General features: G+C 38.1%; 18 protein-coding genes. 9 read left to right on the forward strand and 9 right to left on the reverse strand.

The genetic code is table 11. The annotated features are described in order from the left end of the window. Positions 1–335: 335 nt before the first annotated feature. Positions 336–1,982 carry a glucose-6-phosphate isomerase gene (gene pgi, locus ABIB40_RS06310; protein WP_354357132.1) on the reverse strand — a complete coding sequence of 549 codons (1,647 nt, stop codon included), beginning with the start codon at positions 1,980–1,982 and terminating at the stop codon, positions 336–338. A 138-nt stretch (positions 1,983–2,120) separates the two neighbouring features. Here pgi and ABIB40_RS06315 point away from each other — a divergent pair, with 138 nt between their 5' ends. After that, complete coding sequence (locus ABIB40_RS06315) at positions 2,121–2,624, forward strand: hypothetical protein (protein WP_354357134.1); 504 nt, start codon at positions 2,121–2,123, stop codon at positions 2,622–2,624. Between the two features lie 135 nt (positions 2,625–2,759). Here the strand turns inward: ABIB40_RS06315 and ABIB40_RS06320 are convergent, their stop codons facing one another. From ABIB40_RS06320 to ABIB40_RS06330, 3 genes are all read right to left on the reverse strand, one after another. Beyond that, a complete protein-coding gene (locus ABIB40_RS06320; RefSeq protein WP_354357136.1) occupies positions 2,760–2,927 on the reverse strand; it encodes a helix-turn-helix domain-containing protein in 168 nt (55 codons plus the stop codon). Positions 2,928–2,942: 15 nt separating this feature from the next. Continuing rightward, positions 2,943–3,122 carry a hypothetical protein gene (locus ABIB40_RS06325; RefSeq protein WP_354357138.1) on the reverse strand — a complete coding sequence of 60 codons (180 nt, stop codon included), beginning with the start codon at positions 3,120–3,122 and terminating at the stop codon, positions 2,943–2,945. Between the two features lie 98 nt (positions 3,123–3,220). Continuing rightward, a complete protein-coding gene (locus tag ABIB40_RS06330) occupies positions 3,221–4,288 on the reverse strand; it encodes a PA0069 family radical SAM protein (RefSeq protein WP_354357140.1) in 1,068 nt (355 codons plus the stop codon). A 356-nt stretch (positions 4,289–4,644) separates the two neighbouring features. Between ABIB40_RS06330 and ABIB40_RS06335 the strand changes: the two genes are divergently transcribed. Then, entirely contained in the window at positions 4,645–6,915 is a 2,271-nt protein-coding gene (locus tag ABIB40_RS06335) for a CocE/NonD family hydrolase (protein ID WP_354357142.1), read from the forward strand. A 37-nt stretch (positions 6,916–6,952) separates the two neighbouring features. Here ABIB40_RS06335 and recN read toward each other — a convergent pair whose 3' ends face one another. The 3 genes from recN to ABIB40_RS06350 all read right to left on the reverse strand — a co-directional run bounded on the left by recN (position 6,953) and on the right by ABIB40_RS06350 (position 12,080). After that, the gene (gene recN / locus ABIB40_RS06340; RefSeq protein ID WP_354357144.1) at positions 6,953–8,605 is read right to left on the reverse strand and encodes a DNA repair protein RecN; all 1,653 of its coding nucleotides are present in this window, start codon (positions 8,603–8,605) and stop codon (positions 6,953–6,955) included. 246 nt (positions 8,606–8,851) lie between these two features. Further along, positions 8,852–11,398 (reverse strand): ABC transporter permease, encoded by a 2,547-nt coding sequence (locus ABIB40_RS06345; RefSeq protein WP_354357146.1) that lies wholly within the window; start codon positions 11,396–11,398, stop codon positions 8,852–8,854. After that, the gene (locus tag ABIB40_RS06350; RefSeq protein WP_354357148.1) at positions 11,391–12,080 is read right to left on the reverse strand and encodes an ABC transporter ATP-binding protein; all 690 of its coding nucleotides are present in this window, start codon (positions 12,078–12,080) and stop codon (positions 11,391–11,393) included. Before ABIB40_RS06350 ends, ABIB40_RS06345 begins: the two co-directional genes overlap by 8 nt. 88 nt (positions 12,081–12,168) lie before the next feature. Between ABIB40_RS06350 and ABIB40_RS06355 the strand changes: the two genes are divergently transcribed. Together ABIB40_RS06355 and ABIB40_RS06360 are read left to right on the forward strand one after the other, a co-directional pair. Beyond that, positions 12,169–12,858 carry an arylesterase gene (locus ABIB40_RS06355; protein WP_354357150.1) on the forward strand — a complete coding sequence of 230 codons (690 nt, stop codon included), beginning with the start codon at positions 12,169–12,171 and terminating at the stop codon, positions 12,856–12,858. 13 nt (positions 12,859–12,871) lie between these two features. Beyond that, positions 12,872–13,054: a hypothetical protein gene (locus ABIB40_RS06360; RefSeq protein ID WP_354357152.1), complete on the forward strand. Its 183-nt coding sequence runs from the start codon at positions 12,872–12,874 to the stop codon at positions 13,052–13,054. A 196-nt stretch (positions 13,055–13,250) separates the two neighbouring features. On the opposite strand, the gene ABIB40_RS06365 is transcribed toward ABIB40_RS06360, so the two are convergent. Then, positions 13,251–14,156 (reverse strand): prohibitin family protein, encoded by a 906-nt coding sequence (locus tag ABIB40_RS06365; RefSeq protein WP_354357154.1) that lies wholly within the window; start codon positions 14,154–14,156, stop codon positions 13,251–13,253. 260 nt (positions 14,157–14,416) lie between these two features. Here ABIB40_RS06365 and ABIB40_RS06370 point away from each other — a divergent pair, with 260 nt between their 5' ends. The 5 genes from ABIB40_RS06370 (at position 14,417) to ABIB40_RS06390 (ending at position 20,188) form a co-directional block, all read left to right on the forward strand. Then, entirely contained in the window at positions 14,417–14,623 is a 207-nt protein-coding gene (locus tag ABIB40_RS06370) for a hypothetical protein (protein WP_354357156.1), read from the forward strand. Continuing rightward, on the forward strand, positions 14,613–14,942 hold the full coding sequence (locus ABIB40_RS06375; protein WP_354357158.1) for a type II toxin-antitoxin system RelE/ParE family toxin: 330 nt from the start codon (positions 14,613–14,615) through the stop codon (positions 14,940–14,942). The genes ABIB40_RS06370 and ABIB40_RS06375 overlap by 11 nt, the downstream gene beginning before the upstream one ends. Before the next feature lie 217 nt (positions 14,943–15,159). Beyond that, complete coding sequence (uvrA, locus tag ABIB40_RS06380) at positions 15,160–17,994, forward strand: excinuclease ABC subunit UvrA (protein ID WP_354357160.1); 2,835 nt, start codon at positions 15,160–15,162, stop codon at positions 17,992–17,994. Between the two features lie 232 nt (positions 17,995–18,226). Next, the gene (locus ABIB40_RS06385; RefSeq protein WP_354357162.1) at positions 18,227–18,994 is read left to right on the forward strand and encodes a TatD family hydrolase; all 768 of its coding nucleotides are present in this window, start codon (positions 18,227–18,229) and stop codon (positions 18,992–18,994) included. A 222-nt stretch (positions 18,995–19,216) separates the two neighbouring features. Beyond that, positions 19,217–20,188 (forward strand): glycosyl hydrolase, encoded by a 972-nt coding sequence (locus tag ABIB40_RS06390; RefSeq protein WP_354357164.1) that lies wholly within the window; start codon positions 19,217–19,219, stop codon positions 20,186–20,188. A gap of 90 nt (positions 20,189–20,278) precedes the next feature. Here ABIB40_RS06390 and ABIB40_RS06395 read toward each other — a convergent pair whose 3' ends face one another. Continuing rightward, positions 20,279–20,839, reverse strand: a complete 561-nt coding sequence (locus tag ABIB40_RS06395) for an isochorismatase family protein (protein WP_354357166.1) — start codon at positions 20,837–20,839, stop codon at positions 20,279–20,281. Positions 20,840–21,838: the final 999 nt, after the last annotated feature.

Below are 21,838 nucleotides of genomic sequence, written 5' to 3' on the forward strand. Positions count from 1 at the left end.
TTATTTAGAAACCTAAATTTCTAATTAAGCTAACCATTTAATTAAGTTAAAATATTGCATGATTTTTTGAAAATGTAATTTTCGTTAATACCTTGGTTTTTCTGTAGAGCGAAGTTGTGCAAGAAACCGCGTTTTTCCCGCTTTCCGCTGTAGCCGCTCATGCTTCGCGGGCTGCCGCTTCACTCGGGTCTAGGAACGCGGGCATCTGTAAGAAACAGACACCTATCTTCGGCTATTTGAGTTGGCTCCCGAAGCTTAAATCTCTTAAATTTTTTTAAAAAAAAAAGGTGCTTCAAATTTTTTGAAACACCTCATAAACTACGTATGTTGGTTTTTTACCTCCAATCTTTATACTTATTAATCAGACCGTTTGTAGACCCATCATGACTTGTAACGTTTTCCTTGTCTTCCAATTCAGGCAGTATTTTTTTTGCCAATTGCTTGCCAAGTTCTACGCCCCATTGGTCGAAGCTAAAAATATTCCACACAATTCCTTGTGTAAATATTTTATGCTCGTACATGGCAATTAAGCTTCCTAAACTGTGGGGTGTAATTTTTTTAAGCAAGAAAGAATTGGTTGGTCTATTTCCCTCAAAAACCTTAAATGGTGCCAGTTTTTCGATTTCTTTGTCGGTCTTGCCATCTTTTTTCAATTCATCAGAAACCTCTGTTTCACTTTTCCCATTCATAAGCGCCTCTGTTTGGGCAAAATAATTTGAAAGCAAAATTTCGTGATGTTCGCCCAACGGGTTTAAACATTGTGCTGGTGCAATAAAATCTGCCGGAATAATCCTTGTTCCTTGATGGATAAGTTGATAAAAGGCATGCTGACCGTTGGTGCCGGGTTCGCCCCAAATTACTGGCCCAGTTTCATAATCTACTTTTCTACCATTTCTATCTACATGTTTTCCGTTGCTTTCCATATCTCCCTGTTGAAAATAAGCTGCAAAGCGATGCATGTATTGGTCGTAAGGTAAAATTACTTCTGTTTCTGCGTTAAAAAAGTTGATGTACCAAATACCAATCATCGCCAAAATAACAGGAATGTTTTCTTCGAATTTTGCAGACTTAAAGTGGTTATCGGTTGCGTGTGCACCTTCTAACAATTTCTTAAAATTATCGAAACCTAGACTCAAGGAAATAGAAAGTCCAATGGCGCTCCAAAGCGAATATCTTCCACCAACCCAGTCCCAAAACTCGAACATATTGTCTGTATTGATGCCAAAATCTTTAACCGCTTTGTCGTTTGTAGAAAGGGCAACAAAATGCTTTTCTACATCCTCTTGCTTGCCGCCGTTATCCAACAACCATTTTCGTGCAGAGTGGGCATTGGTCATTGTTTCTTGGGTGGTAAAGGTTTTCGAGGCAATAAGAAACAACGTAGTATCGGCATTTAGAGGTTTAAGTTTCTCAACCAGATCTGTGCTATCTACGTTAGATACAAAATGCATATTTAAATGATTTTTGTAATGCTTTAAAGCTTCTGTGACCATTACGGGGCCTAAATCAGATCCTCCAATACCAATATTCACTACATCTGTGATAGATTTTCCGGTAAAGCCTTTCCACTCGCCGCTTATTATTTTATTACTAAACTTTTCCATTTTAGCTAACACGGCGTTCACTTCGGGCATTACATCTTTGCCTTCAGAATAAATAGGGGTATTGCTCGTGTTTCGCAAAGCTACATGAAGTACAGCTCGGTCTTCGGTCTCGTTTATTTTTTCGCCATTAAACATTGCTTTTATGGCTTCCTCTAACTTACATTCCTTTGCCAACTGCATAAGTAAAGAGAGCGTTTTATCGTCTATTCTGTTTTTGCTATAATCCAGTAGGATGTCTTCGAAAGTGGTAGAGAGTTTGTTAAATCGTTCTGCATCAGTGGTAAATAGGTCTTTAACATCCTTTTTTTCAATGTCTACAAAATGTTCTTTTAATTGCTTGTAAGCTTCGGTTTGGGTGAAATTTATTTTAGGTAACATATATTGGGTTTTTAATTTTTTGTAGATAAAACAATTTTTTTTACGGCTTAAACATTTTAACTTGCCAAAAGAAGCTCGCAAAATACGTGCTTTTGGCTTCTAAGTTAGCAACTTTAAAACAACAATAAATAAAGAAAAATGTTAGAAAATTTAATTCGGTTGGTGCGCGATAACGTGCAAGACAGTGTTGTAAACAACAACGAAATCCCTAACGAGAAAAATGATGAGGTAATTCATGCTGCATCGAGTTCTATTTTTGATACTTTAAAAGATAAAATGTCCTCGGGTAACGTATCTGAAATTGCGAACCTCTTTAATGGAGGAAACGCAGATGGCTCTGCGGTTGCGCAACAGGCAGCAGGAAGTTTTACCGATAAACTTGCTGGAATGGGCATTAACATGGTTACAGCTAAAAGCTTGGCTGCTTCTGTAATACCAATGATTATGGCCAAGCTTAGCAAAAAAACTGCAGATCCATCAGATAGTTCTTTTAACATAAAAGATATTCTTGGAAGCTTAACCGGAGGTACTAGTGGAGGTATTGATTTAGGTAGTGTAATGGGGATGTTTAATGGTGGGGGAAATGACGAAAACAAACAACAGAGCGGAGATATGATGGACAAGTTGAAAGGAATGTTCTAAACCTTGTTACGAAATAATAGATTAATAAAAGTAAAGGGCAGAAATCTAAATAGGATTATTGCACTTTTCTTTTAAAAAATTATAAGCATTATTCGTCGGTTTTATTAGCCAAAGACAGCGTGTTGTAAATTAGAGTTACATGCTAATTTTCAAAAACACGGCAGAGGGGATTCCTAGTTTCTGGTGCAGATCAGCAGCAATACGTAAGGTGATCTCCCTTCTGCCACTTAATATTGAGGAAACATAGCTTTTAGACCCAATATATTGCTCCAAGTCTCTGTTTTTTAAGCCCAATTCGGTCATTTTTACTTTAATCGCTTATATAGGTTCGGGAAGAGCTATGAGAAAATGAACATCTTCATACTCATTAATTAAAAGTCCTAATAATTCTGCTTCGGCAAAAAAATCATCGTTTGGCTCTACATCAAAAATAACATCGAGCCTTTCCACAGCAATATTATAGTCTTCTTCTGTCTTTAAAATATTCCACTGTTTCATACTTCTATTTTTTGTATTTGATTAAAGCTACATCTATATTATCATATGTCCAATGATCAGTTAACCAAATTAAAGTTTCTAATGCAAACATTGTTATTTTAAAACAAACTCATTTGAGCCCGCGGGATTTTAAAAAGGGTATGATCCAACTTAATCTCCTCCAAATTAAGGTTATTCAACCTACAATGTAGTTTAAAACTTTCGCTGATGATTTTTGCAATATTTCCATCGCCTTTCATTCTTTCACCAAAACGGCTGTCGTTTACGTTGCCGCCGTGGCAGCTTTTAATTGCATTCCAAACCTTGTCAAATCGGTCGGGAAAGTTTTTTCTTAACCAGTCTTCAAATAATTCGCCAACAGCGCCATTTAATCTAACAATGGTGTAGCGAGCCCTTCGCGCACCTGCATTTGCTACAGCTTTTAACACGGCAGGAATTTCATGGTCGCTTAAACCAGGCACCAACGGCGCTACCATCACACCAACCGGAATTCCGGCTTTCGTCAATTCCTCTACAACTTTTAACCGTTGTTTAGCGGTGGTGGTTCGAGGTTCCATCTTTTGTCTGAGTTGTTCATTTAGGCTGTTTATCGACACATAAACCATGCACAAATTTAATTTCGCCATTTCTGTAAGGATGTCTATATCGCGCAAAATGAGTGCGTTTTTGGTGATCATCCCGATAGGTTGTCTGTAAGCCAAGGCAATTTCTAATAGCTGGCGCGTAATTTTAAATTTCCGCTCTGCGGGCTGGTAACAATCTGTATTTCCAGAGAGCGAAATGGTAGCCGCATCCCAATCTTTCTTTTCCAAAAACTTTTTAAACAGCTGTGGTGCTTCTGTTTTTACTACAATTTTCCGTTCAAAATCTAAACCTGCACTGTAACCCCAATATTGATGTGCATTGCGAGCGTAGCAATACGTGCAGCCATGCTCGCAACCTTGGTAGGGGTTTAGAGAATATGCCATGCCCACATCTGGACTTGCAACTTTGTTTACAATGGTTTTAGATTTCTCGAAAATGAATGATGTTTTTTTATCCGCTTCTTCCCATTCGTCTATACCTTCTGCATGTTCCTTCAGGTAAACATTGTTTACAAACTTATTATGCGGATTAATTTGCGCACCACGCCCTTTAAAATATCCATTTTCTGCCGATTCGTCCATCAAACAAAATTACTAAAAATATTAGTAAATTAAAAGATTTTTAGTGTATTATAAATTGATGAATTAGCGTAAGTAAGTAGAAATTTGATGTGCGGCTTACTAAGATTCAGATGGTTTTTTGTAAAGACTTATTCTTAACTTAATGCAGTCTTTTTTTATAAGACTCTTAATCTCTTTCATCAAAAATCGATGTTAAATTTTAATTATTAAAGACGTTAATTTTTACTTAATTTAGATTAATAATTATAGTGTTATCAGAATAGACAGATTCCATCAGGGAAGATTGAAGAAAGGTAGGATGGACTCTGTTCACCGCAAAAATTGTCCATTAATTCTTAATTATATCTAGCCTGGCTATGAAAAAGATCCTGTTGACTTTCGCCACCGCTTTGCTTCTGCAAACAACATTTGCACAAAATCTTTATTTTCCTGCTAAAAATTATAAAGACAGTCTTCTTTTTAACGAGGAGATATCTGGTTTGGCGAGGCAAGTTATCGCAAAGTATAACGAAGAAAATAAACTTTCCTATTTTGACAATATCTTTCGACTTCAGATTGCTTCGGGAGATTATAAACTTGCAAAAAACGCTCTGGACTCACTTATTAGTATTTTAGGAAAGCAGTGGGGAGATACGGTGAGTACAAAGGCCATTGGTTTTGCTTTTCAGGTATATCTCGCCAATAAGCTAAATGATGTGGGCAAAAGTGAATCGTTTGCAAATTACAAACCAACATTTAGAAAACTTTATAACGCATTGGGCGATGAAGCGAAATCTCATGTCGGAGATTATTTTAGCGACAATGTTTTAACAATAGCTAGTGACTTAAAAGCTCTGCGAGAGAGTTTAAGTAAAAGTGATAGCCTAAGTCTCGCGAACGCAATATTGCTTTGTCGTAACTACGTTGCATTAGAAGTGTATGGTAAAACTCAGTCGCTTGGAAGTCAAATATTATTGCATATTGAAACTGAGAAATATATCAGTAATGATAGCGTTTTGCTGAAAATGCCAGATGGAGGAACGATCTCATTGACATTTTACCGAGACCGAAAAGTCACAACGCCGCAACCGGTAGTATTACAATACAATATTTATGCGGGAAATGACGCTTCCGCCTGCAAATTGGCTGTAAAAAATGGATTTATTGGCGTTGTTGCTAATACCCGCGGTAAAAGATTAAGTTTAGATGATTTAGAGCCTTTTGAACGCGATGCGAAAGACGCCTACACTATTATCGATTGGATAAGCAAACAATCTTGGTGCAACGGTAAAATTGGGATGTATGGCGGTAGTTATTTAGGCTTTGCACAATGGAGCGCAACAAAATATTTACATCCTGCCTTAAAAACAATTGTTCCGCAGGCAGCGGTAGCACCCGGAATTGATTTTCCTGTGTTGAATGGAATTTTTCCAATCTATTTACTGCGATATCTTCATTTCGTTATGGATAATAAGTTAATTGATTTAAGCGGATTTTTAGATGATAAAAAATGGAATGATCTCGCAGGGAAGTGGTATCAAAATGGCAGCAGTTTTCGATCACTAGATAGGCTGGAAGGTAGACCAAATAAGATTTATCAGAGAATGCTAAACCATCCTACTTACGATAGTTTTTTTCAAAACATGATTCCACAAAGGGAAGAATTTGCAAAGATAAATATACCAATTTTGACGACCACAGGTTATTACGATGATGATCAATTGGGTGCGATGTATTATTACAAGCAATATCATCAATGGAATAAAAATCCCAATGATTATCTAATTATTGGCCCGTTCGACCATGGAGGCTCCCAGTATAAGCCTGCAAAAATATTGGGAGGCTACCACATTGATTCGGTTGCTAATATTTCTATCATTGATATTGTTTTTAAATGGTTCGACTATATTCTAAAGGATGGCAAGCGACCAGACATTTTAAAAGACAGGGTAAATTTCGAGGTAATGGGAACTAATAATTGGTGGCACGTTTCAACCTTAGATCAGATGCATAATGACTCTCTTGTTTTTTATCTTGGAAATAAAATTGTTGAAAAAACTTATCCATTAGTTAAAGCAAAACCAGTCAAAGTAAGCTTTATTGATCAAACGGTCGACATGAGAGAAAGGAGTGATTTAAGGTTTCGCCAAGACGACATAATAGCATTTACCCAACTAATTAATACAGAGTTATTGCCAGAAAAAGAGAAATTAGTTTTTGTTAGCGAACCGGTTGATGGTTCTTTTGCTATCAGTGGAGCTTTAAGTGCAACCATTAATTTGAGTATTAATAAAAAGGATATAGATTTGATTTTAGATCTTTATGAACAGACTGCGGATGGAAAATATTTTGCGCTGAACGAATCTATACAACGGGCAAGCTTAGCGAAAGATAGAACTAAAAAACATTTGTTAACGCCCGATAAAATTGAGACAGTTGTGATGGATAGGAATTTTATTATTAGTAAAAAATTAGAAAAAGGCAGTCGTATCGTAGCTCTGCTTGGCGTAAATAAAAGTCCTAATTGGCAGGTAAATTATGGTACGGGTAAAGACGTAAGTGACGAAACGATGGCAGATGCAAAAATTCCTTTAAAGATAAAGTGGTATAGTAACAGCCGAATAAAAATACCAATTTTAAAACTTTAGTGTAAATCAGAATGATCAAATTCTGTGATGGAAAAGCTTACCCCAAAAGCTCCTTTGCGTTCTGCAAAGCAGATGCCCCCGGGTTTTTTCCACTTAGCATTTCTGCGATAACGTTTACACGATCGCTTTCACTAAGCTTTCTGATGCTGGTGGTGGTTTTATCTTTTTCTTCGGTTTTGTGCACAAAGAAATGAGAATGGCCTTTTGCAGCAATTTGAGGTAAGTGTGTTATAGAAATTACCTGCATGTTTTCTCCCAACTGAGCAATTACTTCGCCAACTTTTAAAGCGGTTTCTCCAGAAATTCCGGTATCTATTTCATCAAAAATGATGGTTGGTAAAGAAGTATGCTGCGCCAAGAGCGCCTTTATGGCAAGCATCAATCGCGACAGTTCGCCGCCCGAAGCCACTTTGTTTACCGGTGCCAAAGGTTGACCAGCATTGGCGCTAAATAAAAGGTTTATGTTGTCTAGGCCGTCTTTTCCGAATTCATTCAACGCATTCAATTCTATTTTTAAGGCCGCATTTTGCATTCCAACTTGCTTTAAAGTAGATGCTGTTTGTGCTTCTACTATTTTTACGGCGGCTTTTCTATTGCTGCTCAATTGATTCGCTTGAGCGGATAATTGGTTTTTTAATTGATCGATTTCCTTTCTATGAGATTCTACATCTTCATCAAACGAGAGTAATTGATCTAAATTTTGTTGCAGTTGTGCTTGGATTTCTAAAAGGGCTTCGTTGTTTATTACCCTATGTTTTTGCTGTAGGCTATAAAAAACGTCGAGCCTTTGGGTGGTAATTTCTAATTGATCAGGATGATAAGCCGTGTTATCGCCGATGTTGTTAATTTCATCAACAACGTCTTTTATTTCTATTGTTGCAGAGCGTAAGCGTTCTGCTAAAGAAGCAATGTTTGGGTCGAATTTTTCTATGTTTTGCAGTTGCGATGCGCTTTCTTTTAACAGGTTCAATGTAGATTGATCTGTTCCATCTAACATTTCTGATGCAGCAAATAACCCTTTCTTTATGGCTTCTACATGGCTTAGCTTTTCCAAAATCTGCTCCAATTCTTTTTGTTCGCCTATCTTTAAGTTTGCTTGGGCCAACTCATCAAACTGAAATTGTTCATAATCTTGTTTCGATTTTGCTTCGTTTGCCTCACTGATGAGCTTGTTTAACCTTGAGGTAAGCTGACGAAGTTTTTTATAGCCACTTCTGTAATCGGCCAATAGTTGTTTATGATTGGCCAATGCATCGACCATAAGCAACTGAAAAGCTGGGTCGTTTAATTCTTGCGTAGCTTGTTGCGAGTGGATGTCAATCAGTTTTTCGCCAATTTGTTTTAAAATGCTCAGGTTAACTGGCGTATCGTTTATAAACGCCCTTGATTTTCCGTCAATAGAAATTTCTCGCCTTACCAAGTTTTCTGGGTAAAAGTCGAGATCATTTTCTTCGAAAAGCGTTTTCAGCGCATCATCTTGTAGTGCAAAAGTGCCTTCTATAATGCATTTTTTTTCTTGGTTGAAAAAGTATTTGCTTTCTGCACGTTGTCCTAATATCAGCGAAAGCGCGCCCAAAATAATGGATTTTCCTGCCCCAGTTTCGCCTGTAATAATGTTTAAGCCGCGCTCAAAAACGATATCGAGCGAGTCGATCAATGCATAATTACGAATGGAAAGTTTCTGTAGCATAAGCGCCGCTAAATTAAGAAATAAAGGTTAGAGGTTTTAAATTACAAAAGTAAATTTTAAAAATCCCGTATTTTTCATAATGGTGACACCACTTGAATTTTGGGAAATTGTGCTCATTGTACACTCGCTAGCGCTAACGGGTGGAATGGCATCCTTTTAATGAGCTTTTCGCGAATTAAAAGATACAATGGAACACGTGTAAAAGCGCCCAAAAAAATTTTAAAACCAGGCACGACAGGAGAAAATTTAATTTGTTTCTTGTCTTAAAATTTTAAGTGGCGGCTGATTTAGGATGTTTCTGCTTCCTAAAACGCCTGTTAAAATAACCATGCCAAGCACAGAAGAGAACAGCACGAGCGTTGCCCAAAGTGGCGGAATAAATTCGCTACTAAAAATGAATTTTGCCAGTGCCCAGCTTCCCGCAAAAGAAAGGATTAATCCCGCGGCAGCGGCAAACAAGCCTAAAAATAAATATTCTATGGCATTGATACTGGTTATTTGTTTTCTGCTTGCACCAAGAGTTCGCAATAAAATGCTCTCTTTAATCCGCTGACTTTTACTTGTTAACACGGCAGAAACCAACACAATCCAGCCAGTAGCCATACTAAATCCAGCCATAAAACGGATGACGAACGAAATTTTATCAAACAATTCATCTAGTAATTTAAGAGCAAGATTAAGGTCGATAACAGAAACATTTGGAAAATTTTTAACCATCTTTCCCTGAAACTTTGCCGATACAGCTGGAGAAGGCACTCTGGTAGTTATGACGTTGAACTTTGGTGCGTCTTCTAATACACCAGCAGGAAACACCACCCTGAAATTGGTTTGAAACCTTGCCCAGTTCACTTCTCGTAAACTTCCAATCACGGTAGGAATCATTACGCCTTGCACATTAAACAGCACGCTGTCGTTTAATTTTACATGGATGCTTTTGGCATAACGTTCTTCTAGCGATATTACAACAGTTTGATTTGAGTCGACTTTTCCGACCCATTTTCCTTCGATAATTTTTTCTGCGGAGGTAAGTTTTTCTTGATAAGTTGACCTAATTTCGTTTCTGTAAGCACGTTTATTTGTGCTATCTGTTTTGGCTGTTTTACCGTTTATTTGCTCAATGCGCATGGTAATTACGGGAACTTCGCTGATAACAGGCAGGTTGTAAGAAGCGGTAAGTTTTTTTACGCCTGGAAGCTGTTTCGTTTGAATATCGAATAACACCATGTTTGGCTGGCTGCTGCCACCGCTAATCTTAACTTTTTCTATAAGCATGGCTTGCACAAAATAAAGCGTACAAATAAAAGCGGTAGATAATCCAATGGCTACGGTAAGCATTAACGTTTGGTTATTTGGGCGATAAAGATTTGCAAAACCTTGTCGCCAAACATAAGCCACGCGCCGTGGCAATAGTTTTTTAACCAAAAACATTAATAATTTAGAGAGGAGGTAGAGCAGTATAAAAGCTATTGCGATAGAAATTGTAAAAGCTGCAGTTTGTATCCAACTCTGCATTTGCAGGTAGGTAAACAGAAAAACAAAACCCATCATCAGTACGTAAACGAGGTAGATGAGCCAGTCTCTTTTTTTGCCCGCGGTCGAACTCTCGAAAGAAGACCTTATCGCGTTAAGCGGAGAAATTTTACGTACAGAAAGTAGGGCAGGGAGTGCAAATAAAATGGAAATGATAAAGCCAAGCAATATGCCTTGCGCAACGGCAGTCCACGAAATACTAACTGTTATCTCGATGGGCAGAAAGTCTTTTAAAACCAACGGTAATAAAAATTGGATCGCTGATCCCAGCATTGCACCGAGTATAGAAGCAATTAGTCCGTAAAAGCCAATCTGGATAAGGTAAATGAAAAAGGCATCTCTTGCTTTCAGGCCCAAACACCGTAAAATAGCCACTGCACTGAGTTTTTCTTGAATGTATACGTAAACCGAGCTCCCAACCCCGATACAGCCGAGCAATAAGGCAATAAAGCCCGAAAGCGCTAAAAATCTGCTTAAATTTTCAAAAGATCTACCTGTGCTTTCTTTTTTAGATGCTACAGTTTCTGAGCTAAAATCTTCCTTTTGTAATTTTGGCTCAAGTTTTTTCAGCTCGGTTTCTGCGCCATTTGGATCGTTATATTTGTAAAAAAACTTATAGCTAATGCGGCTACCTGTTTTAATGAGGTTGGTAGAATCTAAATAAGCTAAAGGCATGTACACAATTGGCGCAATAGAAGAGCCGATACCCGTTTGGCCGGGAGCACTTTCCATAATGCCAGCAATTTTAAAGTTTAAATCGCCAATTTTTACCGAATCGCCTACGTTTGCCTTAAATTCTAGCATTAAGGTTTGATCTACTAAAACATCTTGCTTGTTTCTAAAAGAGGTAGTGGCTGTTGCCGGCACGGTTTCTATGTTGCCATAATACGGATAAGTACCTTTTAAAGCTTTCATTTGTACCAATCTACTGCCGCCACTTTTCTCAAAGTAAATCATAGACGGAAAAGTTCGCTCTTCAGACCGCTCATCGCCAAGGCTATCCAAGGTTTTGCGCATGGCCTTGCTGATGCCTTGTCTGCTTTCTAAAGTTAAATCTGCCCCGGTGAGTTCTTTTGCTTGGTTGTCTATGTCTTTTTGTAAATTATCTTTAAAAGAATATACAGCCACTAATGCAGCAATTCCTAACACAATAGACGAAATAAAGAGCAAAAGCCGCGAACGGTTTTTTCTGCTATCGCGCCAAGCCATTTTAAACAACCAGGCAATACTTGTATTTGAAGTCTTGATTTTTTCGTTACGCATGGGCCACCATATCATCGGCGATTATTGCGCCACCTTTAATTTTTATAATGCGTTGGGTTTTTGCCGCAAGCTCCAAGTCGTGGGTTACGATAATTAGGGTTGTTCCGGCATCGGTATTCAAATCGAACAACAATTGGTTTATTTTTTCGCTTGTTTCATCGTCTAAGTTTCCTGTTGGCTCGTCTGCAAAAAGAATGGCTGGCTGATTGGAAAACGCCCTAGCTAGAGAAATTCTCTGTTGCTCTCCACCCGATAATTGTACGGGATAATGATGGCCTCGATCTGCCAAACCAACCTTGTCTAATAAATCTAATGCTTTATATTTTGGATTTTTTGTACCGCGTAACTCCATCGGAACCATTACATTTTCTAAAGCCGTTAGCGTTGGCAACAGCTGAAAATTCTGAAAAATAAACCCCACATATTGGTTCCTGAGTGCTGCCCGCTTATCTTCTGATAAATTTTCTAATGCAATTCCATTGAGTGCAACGCTGCCGCTACTTGTTCTATCTAAACCTGCGCAAAGGCCCAATAGCGTTGTTTTTCCACTTCCTGATGGGCCGGTAATTGCAGCGGTTGAGCCTTTTACTATCGAAAAATTTATTTCTTTTAAAACGGTGAGCGATTTACCAGCGCTCTGGTAAATTTTGCCTACATTTTCTACGCTTAATATAGATTCCAATTTGAGAAAGGGTTTTGATTGCCGGTTAAAACTTATTTTTTTAATTCCTGTTAAGATAACAATTCTAATTGACGAATATTGTTAAACTATGTTACGAAACCACACGCCTTTATTAATTGTTTGTTTTACATTGTTGCTGTCTTGTCAAAATAAGCAAAAGCAAGGCGATACAGAAAATGCAAGCCAAACCAAAACTATAGCTTCTGTGAAAAATGTAAATTCCTCGAAAGATAACATGCTGTTTTTCGGCACAAGCCTAACTGCTGGTTACGGTTTGGATCCAACAGAAGCTTATCCCGACCTAATACAAAATAAGATAGATTCCTTGAGTTTGCCATATCGGGTAATAAACGGGGGTTTAAGTGGCGAAACATCGGCCGCAGGCTTAGAGCGTATAGATTGGTTTTTAAAAAAGCAACCCGTTGCTATTTTCGTGTTAGAGCTTGGCGCGAATGATGGTCTCCGCGGATTGCCGTTGAAGGAAACTAAGAGAAACTTACAGGAAATAATAGATAGGGTAAAGGCAAAAAATCCAAATGTCAAACTGGTAATGGCTGGAATGCAAATGCCACCAAACCTTGGCAAAAGATATACCGAAGATTTTGCAGCAATCTTTCCCGCTTTGGCGGAAAAGAACAACATGAAATTGATTCCTTTCTTATTGGATGGTGTGGCAGGAATTCCAAAGTTGAATCAAGAAGATGGCATCCATCCAACTGCCGAAGGAGATAAGATACTGGCAGAAAATGTTTGGATGGTTTTGAAGGAAATGCTCTAATGTATTAGAACTTATGATAAGAATTGACGACGAACTATCTTTATCCGCTTTGCGCGAAATAAAACTTGGAGACATGGTTACTGATACCTTTAGCAAAACAGGCTTGGTTGAAAATATTGACCGTATCGATGACGGGCTTTACCTAATCTTTAAATTCTTTCTGGTTACCGGAAGGGTGATTGAGGTGCGGAGGTAGTTGAGGAGCAAAGAACAAGGAGCAAAGAACAAGGAGCAAAGAGCAAAGAACAAAGACAAAATACTACCGCAAAAATAGGCGTGGCCAGCATAAACTATTTTGGTTTTTTATGGATAGCAATCTATTGACGGCTACACGTTAAAAGTTGAGTGGAAATCTCATGTCTCAAATCTCACCTCTCAAATCTACTTTCCACCTATTTATCTCCCAAAATTATTGGTGTGCCTTTTCCATTGCCCATAATAATAATCTTGGTGTTTGGCGATGTTGCAATTTCTCTTTGCGTTAGAATTGCCTCGTATTGTAATTGCTTATCGCTTAAGCCGGTTGAAAGGATTTTCTGATAATCGGCAATACCTTGTGCTTCCACTCTCTTACGTTCTGCTTCTTGTCTCTCTTTTTGAAGAACGAAGGTCATTTTCTGTGCGTCTTGCTCTGCGTTAATCTTTGATTCGATGCTGGCTTTTACCGAGGCAGGCAGTGTAATATTTCTAATCAATAACGATTGCAGTTCTAAACCCCTGCTATTAAAGGCTTTTTCTATGGTAGAAAATATTCTTGATTGAAATTCGTCTCTTTTGCTCGAGTAAAGTGCAACCGCATCATACGCAACGGCATTGTCTCTAATGGCCGTTCTAGCAATTGGGCGAACGATCTTAGCCAAATAATCTGTACCGATATTTTTTAAAATCATTGGAGCAGAGCTTCCTTTTACCCTAAATAGTACTGATAAATCTATCACAACCTCTAGTCCATCTGCAGATAATACCCTAAGCGCATCATCGCCTGCTTTTGATCCCTCATCGGTTACGCCGCTCATGGTGTAATTCTGGGTTTTAACATCAAATGGGGTTACTACTGCTATAGGGTTTATAACGTTTAATCCGCTGTAAAGCACATCGTTGTCAACTTTTCCGAAAATGGTTTTTACACCAACTTCGCCAGCATCTACTACCTTAAACATAGAGGTAAGCCCACCAATAACAACCATTAGAACGCCTACTATCTTTACAATATTACCGTAAGCAGCCACTTGGTTATCTTGTTTAGAAACAGCAAAGCCTACAATTACAATTAAAACGCCTAGTACAATTAAAAACATTTGTTTGGTTTTGATTTAAGCTAAAGGTATGGTTTTTCTACGAATTGATTTTGTTTAAAAATTCGGAATTCATGGAAATCATAATTCTATCCTGGTAATTTTGGCGAAGCACACAGAAACCTAAAATATCGTGATTGCAAAAAGCTTGATTTTTGTCTTTTCGATAGCTACAACTTGCAGAACATTAAATATTTGGACTTAATTTGTAACTTTGCGATAATCGAAGTACAAAGAGCATTATCGTTTAAGGAGATTTAGAAATGAAAGTTTTATTAGATATAAAAGACAACAAGGCCTTGCATTTAATGGAGGTTTTAAAGGGGTTGTCGTATGTAAAGGCAAAAACTATTTCAGAAGAAAAGGCGCTACTTATAGAGGAGATAAAGGAAGCAGTTGATAATCTAACACTTGTTCGCCAAGGAAAACTAAAGGCTCGTCCTGCCAAAGATTTATTAAATGAGTTATAATGTTGTCAGCATATCACCTTTCGACAGACAACTTAAAAAGTTAGCCAAGAAATACACATCTCTTAAAGGAGAGTTTGCATATCTTGTAGAAATGTTAGAACAGGAGCCTACACATGGAATAAGCCTTGGCAATAACTGCTATAAGATACGAATTGCTATTGCTTCTAAAGGCAAAGGAAAATCTGGCGGTGGGAGAGTAATAACGAATTTTATTATCTCAGAAAACACCGTTTTTCTTATGTCAATTTACGATAAGTCAGAAAAGGAAAATCTTTCCGACAAAGAATTGCTTGAACTCTTAACGTATTTGCCCTTGTAAAGGATATTTACGCTCTGCGCTTTTTCTTCCAGAAAACTTTTCTAATTTCCTTTCCTTTTAAAGGTTGTGTGAGAATCTTTACCGATTCCATTTTTTTTTACAAACTACAGTTAATCATATTGGTTACGTTCTTTCTTTTTGATAAAATTTTTAGCAATTTTGTAAGCTGAAATTTTGGTAAAATTCTGCCGAAAAATCTTACAGTTTTCCTTAATATATGAGCAAAAAATCTATCGACCTTGGCGAGCAAAAAGATGTAGAAGTGTATGGCGCAAGGGTACATAATTTAAAAGATATAGATGTAAAATTTCCACGCAACCAACTGGTTGTAGTTACCGGGTTAAGCGGTAGCGGCAAATCATCTTTGGCTTTCGATACCATTTATGCCGAAGGTCAGCGCCGCTATATGGAAACATTTAGCGCATACAGCCGGCAATTTATGGGTGGCATGGAACGCCCAGACGTAGATAAGGTTTCTGGCTTAAGTCCGGTTATTGCCATCGAACAGAAAACCACCAGTAAAAATCCCCGTTCTACCGTAGGCACTATTACAGAAATTTACGATTTTATGCGCTTGCTTTTTGCTCGTGTAGCCGGTGCTTTTTCTTATAATACTGGCGAGAAGATGGAGCGCATGAGCGAAGACCAAATCTTACAAACTATTTTTAACAAATTTGATGGCGCTGCGGTAAACATTTTGGCTCCAGTAGTAAAAGGTAGAAAAGGCCACTATCGCGAACTTTTTGAGCAAATTAGAAAACAAGGCTATGTAAAAGTTCGTGTAGATGGAGAAATAAAAGACATTGCGGCAAAAATGCAGGTAGATCGCTATAAAATCCACGATATTGAAGTGGTGATCGATCGGCTTATAATTGAAAAAGAAAATAAAAAGCGCCTTTCAGACTCCTTACAAATTGCCATGAAAATGGGTAAAGGCGTGATAAAAATTAGCGATAAAGACAACAATGTAGCTCATTTTAGCAGGTTTTTAATGTGCCCAACTACCGGCATTTCTTATGATGAGCCTCAGCCAAACAGCTTTTCTTTCAATTCTCCTTACGGCGCTTGCGAGCGTTGTAATGGTTTGGGGTATGTGTTTGTGGTTGATAAAGATTCGGTTATTCCAAACCCGAAACTAAGTATTATTAATGGCGGATTGGCACCACTTGGCGAATACCGAGATGTTTGGATGTTCCAAGTAATTAAAGCGGTAACCAAAAAATACGGTTTCTCGCTTTCTGTTCCGATAGAAAAACTAAGCGAAGAAGCGGTAGATGTGCTTTTAAATGGGAGCGACGAGTTGATAAAAGTTGCTGTAGAGTACAACAAATGGAACGTTCAGAATTATAACATCACCTTCGATGGGATTATTAAAATGATCGAAGAACAGAACGAAAAGCGGGGAGATGGGGGCGATGATCTTGAAGCGTTTAGAAAACTACATACTTGTCCGGTTTGCCATGGCGCGAGATTGAAAGAGGAAAGTTTACATTTCAAAATTGATGGAATGAATATTTTCGATCTGGCATCGATGGACATCAATCATTTAAAAGATTGGTTTGAGAACGTTGACGAAAGGCTTAACGACCGGCAAAACACCATCGCCAAAGAAATTTTAAAAGAAATCAAAGCGAGAATTGGATTTTTAACCGATGTGGGGTTAACTTATCTTACGCTTGATAGGACTTCTCGTACACTTTCTGGCGGCGAAGCCCAGCGGATTAGACTTGCCACGCAAATTGGTTCTCAGCTGATGAATGTGATGTACATTTTAGATGAACCGAGCATTGGCTTGCATCAACGCGACAACGAGCGATTAATAAAGGCCTTAAAGCACCTTAGAGATTTAGGCAATACCGTTTTGGTGGTAGAGCACGATAAGGAAATGATTTTGGAGGCAGATTGGGTAATAGACGTTGGCCCGGGAGCGGGCATACATGGCGGCGAAATAGTGGCTGAAGGAACACCAAAGCATATTTTGAAAGCAGACACTTTAACGGCCGCGTATTTAAACGGTAAAAAAAGTATTCAAACGCCATCTGTTCGTAGAAAAGGAAACGGAGAAAAGCTGTCTTTAATCAAAGCAACAGGAAATAATTTAAAAGATGTTTCTGTAGATTTTCCACTTGGAAAATTTATCGCTGTTACGGGAGTTTCTGGCAGCGGTAAATCGAGTTTGATTACAGAAACGCTTTACCCAATTTTAAACCATCATTTTTTTAGGGCGAAAAAACATCCTTTGCCTTATGAAAAAATTAATGGTTTAAAAAACATAGATAAGGTTATCGAGATAGATCAAGCGCCTATTGGGCGTACGCCAAGGTCTAATCCATCTACGTACACCGGGGTTTTTTCAGACATTCGGAATTTATTTGTCCAGTTGCCCGAAGCGAAGATAAGAGGCTATAAACCTGGTCGTTTTTCTTTTAACGTAAAAGGCGGCAGGTGCGAAACTTGCAAAGGAGCGGGTTTACGTTTGATAGAAATGAACTTCTTGCCCGATGTGCAGGTGCCTTGCGAGGAATGTGGCGGACGTAGATATAATAGAGAAACGTTAGAAGTTCGCTTCCGCGGAAAATCCATTAGCGATGTGTTGGACCTGAGCGTAGAAGATGCTTGTGTATTTTTTGAAAACATTCCGACTATTTATCGTAAAATTAAAACGCTAAATGATGTTGGTTTGGGATACATCACGCTAGGGCAATCTTCTGTTACTTTATCTGGTGGCGAGGCACAACGTGTAAAATTGGCCACCGAATTGAGCAAAAAAGATACAGGCCAGACGTTTTATATTTTAGATGAACCAACTACGGGATTACATTTTGAAGACATTAATGTGTTGCTTGGCGTTTTAAACGAACTGGTTGATAAAGGCAACACTGTTTTGGTGATTGAGCATAACCTCGATGTGGTAAAAGTTGCCGATTGGGTAATAGATCTGGGAGAAGAAGGCGGCGCAGGTGGCGGAAGAATTTTGTTTGAAGGCACTCCAGAGGGTTTGATGGAAAATTCGATTAGCTTGACAGGAAAATTTTTGAAGAAAGAAGTGTAGGGTTGAGGGATTTTTGAGCAAGGAACAAGGAGCAAGGAATAAAGAGAAGTCGTTCATCCTAGCCCCTGCGCCGGCATTGAGAGGAACGAAGCAATCTAAAAAAAAGGATAAATCGCCCAAGTTTTAAGCAGTAGTTTTGCGTTTTTGGAGCGACTGCAAAAATTCTAAAATACTAACCGACTAACCCCTAACCGACTAACCCCTAACCAACTAACCAACCAAACAACTAACCATGCAACTCACCGACACCCATACGCACATCTATTACGAGCAGGACCCAGAAAAGCAGGCACAGCTAATGAATCGTTGTTTAGAAAATGGCGTAGAACGTTTGTTTTTACCAAATGTAGATGTCGCCTCCATTGCGATGATTGATGAGATGGTGCCAAAATATCCAACGCATTGTTTTGCAATGGCAGGCTTGCATCCATGTGATGTGAAAGAAAATTATCAGCGCAACTTAGATGATATTTATGCCAGCATCGCCAGCAGGAAGATTTATGCCATAGGCGAGATTGGTATCGATTTATATTGGGATAAAACTACATTATCTCAACAGCTCGATGTTTTTAGGCAACAGATTAATTGGGCGAAGAGCTTGGGTTTACCTATAGTAATCCATTGCAGAGAAGCATTTGATGAAGTGTTTGAGGTTTTGGAAAGCGAAAGAGATGAAAAGCTCAGAGGTGTTTTTCATTGTTTTACGGGCAATTTAGAACAAGCGAAACAAGCCATAGATTTAAATTTTTATTTAGGAATTGGCGGTGTAGTCACTTATAAAAAAGCTGGCTTAGATTTGGTTCTCGCCCATCTATCCATCGATAATTTAGTGTTAGAAACCGATAGTCCTTACCTTGCGCCAGTTCCTTTTAGAGGAAAACCAAACGAAAGTAGTTATCTGATTTACGTCGCCCAAAAAGTGGCAGATATTTTTCAGTTGCCGATAGAAGAAATTGCAAGAATTACCACAGAGAATTCTAAAAAAGTTTTTGGGATTTAGATGATTGTCTGGCTTAGGATTTATAAGATTTTAGGGTTTATAAAAGGAAGAACTGTTAGATTTTTTTTTAGCTTGCAATTTTCTTAATCTTCCGATCCTGAAAATAGTGATTCTGAAAGGTTTTGCTAGATTGTTGCATTCGCAGAGTCCATTGGGATAAACGGGCACAATCAGTACTTTTTAGCACCTCAAGTTAGCAGTATCGTACAAATAATTTAAACTATGAACCTTAAAGTCACTAGCTGTTTAATACTCATTTTTCTTTCTGTTACAAATTTAAGTGCACAAAATAGTGCCAAAACGCTTACAGGTAGTAGCGGTAAAAGTATCGAAAATTATGGCATTAGACAGGATGTATTTGGAACATGGATGGGACGATCTGGTTGGGAAGACATTAGAAAGGGCAATTGGATGATGCTTGAGGAAAGTGGTGTTCCAAAATGGAGGAGGGCGCATTTCGATAGAGCAACGGACGTGGGCGTTCCACTTATTCCCCACGATAGCAAACAAGATTTAAATGACTTGTTAAAGGCAGCAATTCGCGGAGAGCAAGACACCACATACCTTTCATTAGGCAGGGCACTTGCACGTTATTGCACAAAAACTGTTTTTGCCCGGATTTGGTGGGAGTTTAATATGTACCCTGCAAAAGAGAATAACAAATTGTTTATTAGCGCATGGCGAAGAGCAATCCCGATTATTCGTAAAGGGTTTAAGCACGCAGCGGCAAAAGGCCAGACGCTAGAAATAGTTTGGTGTACCAATGCTGGCGTTCCCGATCCAGAGCCTTTTTATCCCGGAGATGATGTAGTGGATGTTATAGGTTCTGATACGTATGGAATGGTTTGGGGCAACGCAGATCCAACTGTGCCACAAATGATCCACCGAATATTGAAAGATCCCTTTATGCTTGAATGGCAAACCAAATTTGCAAATGTGCACAAGAAACCTGTTTGTTTGGGCGAATGGGCGAACGTAGCCAAAAAGGGAGACCAGAAATCTGAAAGCCATGGTATCGGCGACTGCCCAGAATATGTTGACGCAATTTATGACTGGGTTAAAACCAATAAATATGGGTGTAGATATATATGCTATTTCAACTTAGAAGCGGGCGGTATTTTGGTGTCTTTAGATAAAACACCGAAAGCTTTAGCAAGGTTGAAAATTAGAGCAGCGGAAGCAGGAAAGTTGTAATTATTTCGATATATGATTTGAAGAATGTTTGAATCAGGGTTGCTAGATGCTTCGCGGAATGAATTTTTTGAATTACAATGATATGGCTATTTATAATATTTTGAAAAGAGTCTTTATCCACTCGGTTTTATCCACTCGTATATGCCCTTTTGTTGGTAGCATGTTTTGCCAAACCCAATTATAATGTTCAATTATTTTTTCAGCTTTTAAATGAGGGCGATTGCCAGTTGTATGCCCATCTTCAACAACCAAAATGTTATATTCCTTTGTTAATGCTGATTGGATGGCTGCTTCTACACAAAAATCTGTTGCGCAACCGGTAATTAGTAAAGTATTTATTTTGTGTTCAACTAGTTTTGTTTGAAGTTTAGAGTTGTAAAAAACATCATTTGCATACTTGTCAATTATTATATCATTTGAATCCACTATAAGTGCATCTAGGTTTTCCCATTCTGTTGAATTCTTTTCAAATTGACCCGACCCGGTTCCATCATGTTGAATAAAAATTACCGGTAAATCCAGTTTTCTAATTATTAATGCAAGTTCATTGATTCGAGCGACAACTCCATCCGTGTCAAATCGAGGAGTTTTGTCCGTAAATGAACCTTTTTGCATATCGATTACTAAGAGAGCCGTTCTATTATTTTTCATAAATGCTTTCGGTTCTTTTTTTACCCAACATATTAGGACTTACTTTTCTGCTAAATTAGCAAAAAATAGAACGCTAATTTAGCTCCTGCAGTCGTCCTGTCAGGATCAGGATTAAACTGATTCTAGGATTAGCAAGATGCAGGGTGTTTAAGTCGACTTTATAAATTTTAAACGCTCTAATCATTTTTTTCATCTAGTCCTAAAAATTCTCATTCTGATAATCAATTCACCAAGCATCTTTAGCACGTAATTTCTTGAATCTGTTACCCTATGTGTTATGTATTTACACAGAGCGGCTAATAATCTTCCAGTTAATTAAACTTAATATTTAAAATTATAATTATGGTAATTATCAAAAAAGAACATAAACCAATAATGAGTGGTTTCCAAAAGTCAGTAGCAAGAAGTTGTTTTTTGTTGCGTAAAATTATTTTCTTTAATAAAACATAGACAGTTAAGGGCACACACGCTACGAAAATCCAAGCATAGAGTGTTGTAATATGCATTAGCTTGTCTTTCGCATTTCTGATTATTACAAAAAAAATTAAATCGGAAAGTATAGCCTCGGAAATAAATATAAAGCTGGTTAGAAAAACTCCAACAATAATATTTGATTTCGGATATCTAACAATACAACTATAGGATGCAAATCCCCACAAAACAGGATTTACAGTAAGCATTAAAACTTGTCCCAAACTTTCATTTATGCTCCATGGATACCATAGTATTAAATTGGATAACCAATAGATAGCAAAGCAAATAACTAAATTATAGAGAATCCATTTTGAGTTGTTTGATTGCATTGTTCCTGACGTTCATGAGTTATATTTTTACAACCGCTTCTTGTACTCGGCTGATGTTTTAGAACCTTGATTTCCAGTAATCTCGATTGCTAAGACAAGAAATGACAAATTTTTCCTTATTTATAGCTTCTATTTTTCCCTCCGAAAATCCGGATAGGGCGGCAAACCCACAGCCGAGATTTTTTATCGGGGAGAG

Origin of the sequence: Pedobacter sp. UYP30 (assembly GCF_040547165.1) — a bacterium.
Classification (GTDB): Bacteria; Bacteroidota; Bacteroidia; order Sphingobacteriales; family Sphingobacteriaceae; genus Pedobacter.

Coding starts and splice junctions, on each gene's coding strand:
- pgi (WP_354357132.1), bottom strand. CDS start 1,982: ATGTTACCTAAAATAAATTTCACCCAAACCGAAGCTTACAAGCAATTA.
- ABIB40_RS06315 (WP_354357134.1), top strand. CDS start 2,121: ATGTTAGAAAATTTAATTCGGTTGGTGCGCGATAACGTGCAAGACAGT.
- ABIB40_RS06320 (WP_354357136.1), bottom strand. CDS start 2,927: ATGACCGAATTGGGCTTAAAAAACAGAGACTTGGAGCAATATATTGGG.
- ABIB40_RS06325 (WP_354357138.1), bottom strand. CDS start 3,122: ATGAAACAGTGGAATATTTTAAAGACAGAAGAAGACTATAATATTGCT.
- ABIB40_RS06330 (WP_354357140.1), bottom strand. CDS start 4,288: ATGGACGAATCGGCAGAAAATGGATATTTTAAAGGGCGTGGTGCGCAA.
- ABIB40_RS06335 (WP_354357142.1), top strand. CDS start 4,645: ATGAAAAAGATCCTGTTGACTTTCGCCACCGCTTTGCTTCTGCAAACA.
- recN (WP_354357144.1), bottom strand. CDS start 8,605: ATGCTACAGAAACTTTCCATTCGTAATTATGCATTGATCGACTCGCTC.
- ABIB40_RS06345 (WP_354357146.1), bottom strand. CDS start 11,398: ATGCGTAACGAAAAAATCAAGACTTCAAATACAAGTATTGCCTGGTTG.
- ABIB40_RS06355 (WP_354357150.1), top strand. CDS start 12,169: ATGTTACGAAACCACACGCCTTTATTAATTGTTTGTTTTACATTGTTG.
- ABIB40_RS06360 (WP_354357152.1), top strand. CDS start 12,872: ATGATAAGAATTGACGACGAACTATCTTTATCCGCTTTGCGCGAAATA.
- ABIB40_RS06365 (WP_354357154.1), bottom strand. CDS start 14,156: ATGTTTTTAATTGTACTAGGCGTTTTAATTGTAATTGTAGGCTTTGCT.
- ABIB40_RS06370 (WP_354357156.1), top strand. CDS start 14,417: ATGAAAGTTTTATTAGATATAAAAGACAACAAGGCCTTGCATTTAATG.
- ABIB40_RS06375 (WP_354357158.1), top strand. CDS start 14,613: ATGAGTTATAATGTTGTCAGCATATCACCTTTCGACAGACAACTTAAA.
- uvrA (WP_354357160.1), top strand. CDS start 15,160: ATGAGCAAAAAATCTATCGACCTTGGCGAGCAAAAAGATGTAGAAGTG.
- ABIB40_RS06385 (WP_354357162.1), top strand. CDS start 18,227: ATGCAACTCACCGACACCCATACGCACATCTATTACGAGCAGGACCCA.
- ABIB40_RS06390 (WP_354357164.1), top strand. CDS start 19,217: ATGAACCTTAAAGTCACTAGCTGTTTAATACTCATTTTTCTTTCTGTT.
- ABIB40_RS06395 (WP_354357166.1), bottom strand. CDS start 20,839: ATGAAAAATAATAGAACGGCTCTCTTAGTAATCGATATGCAAAAAGGT.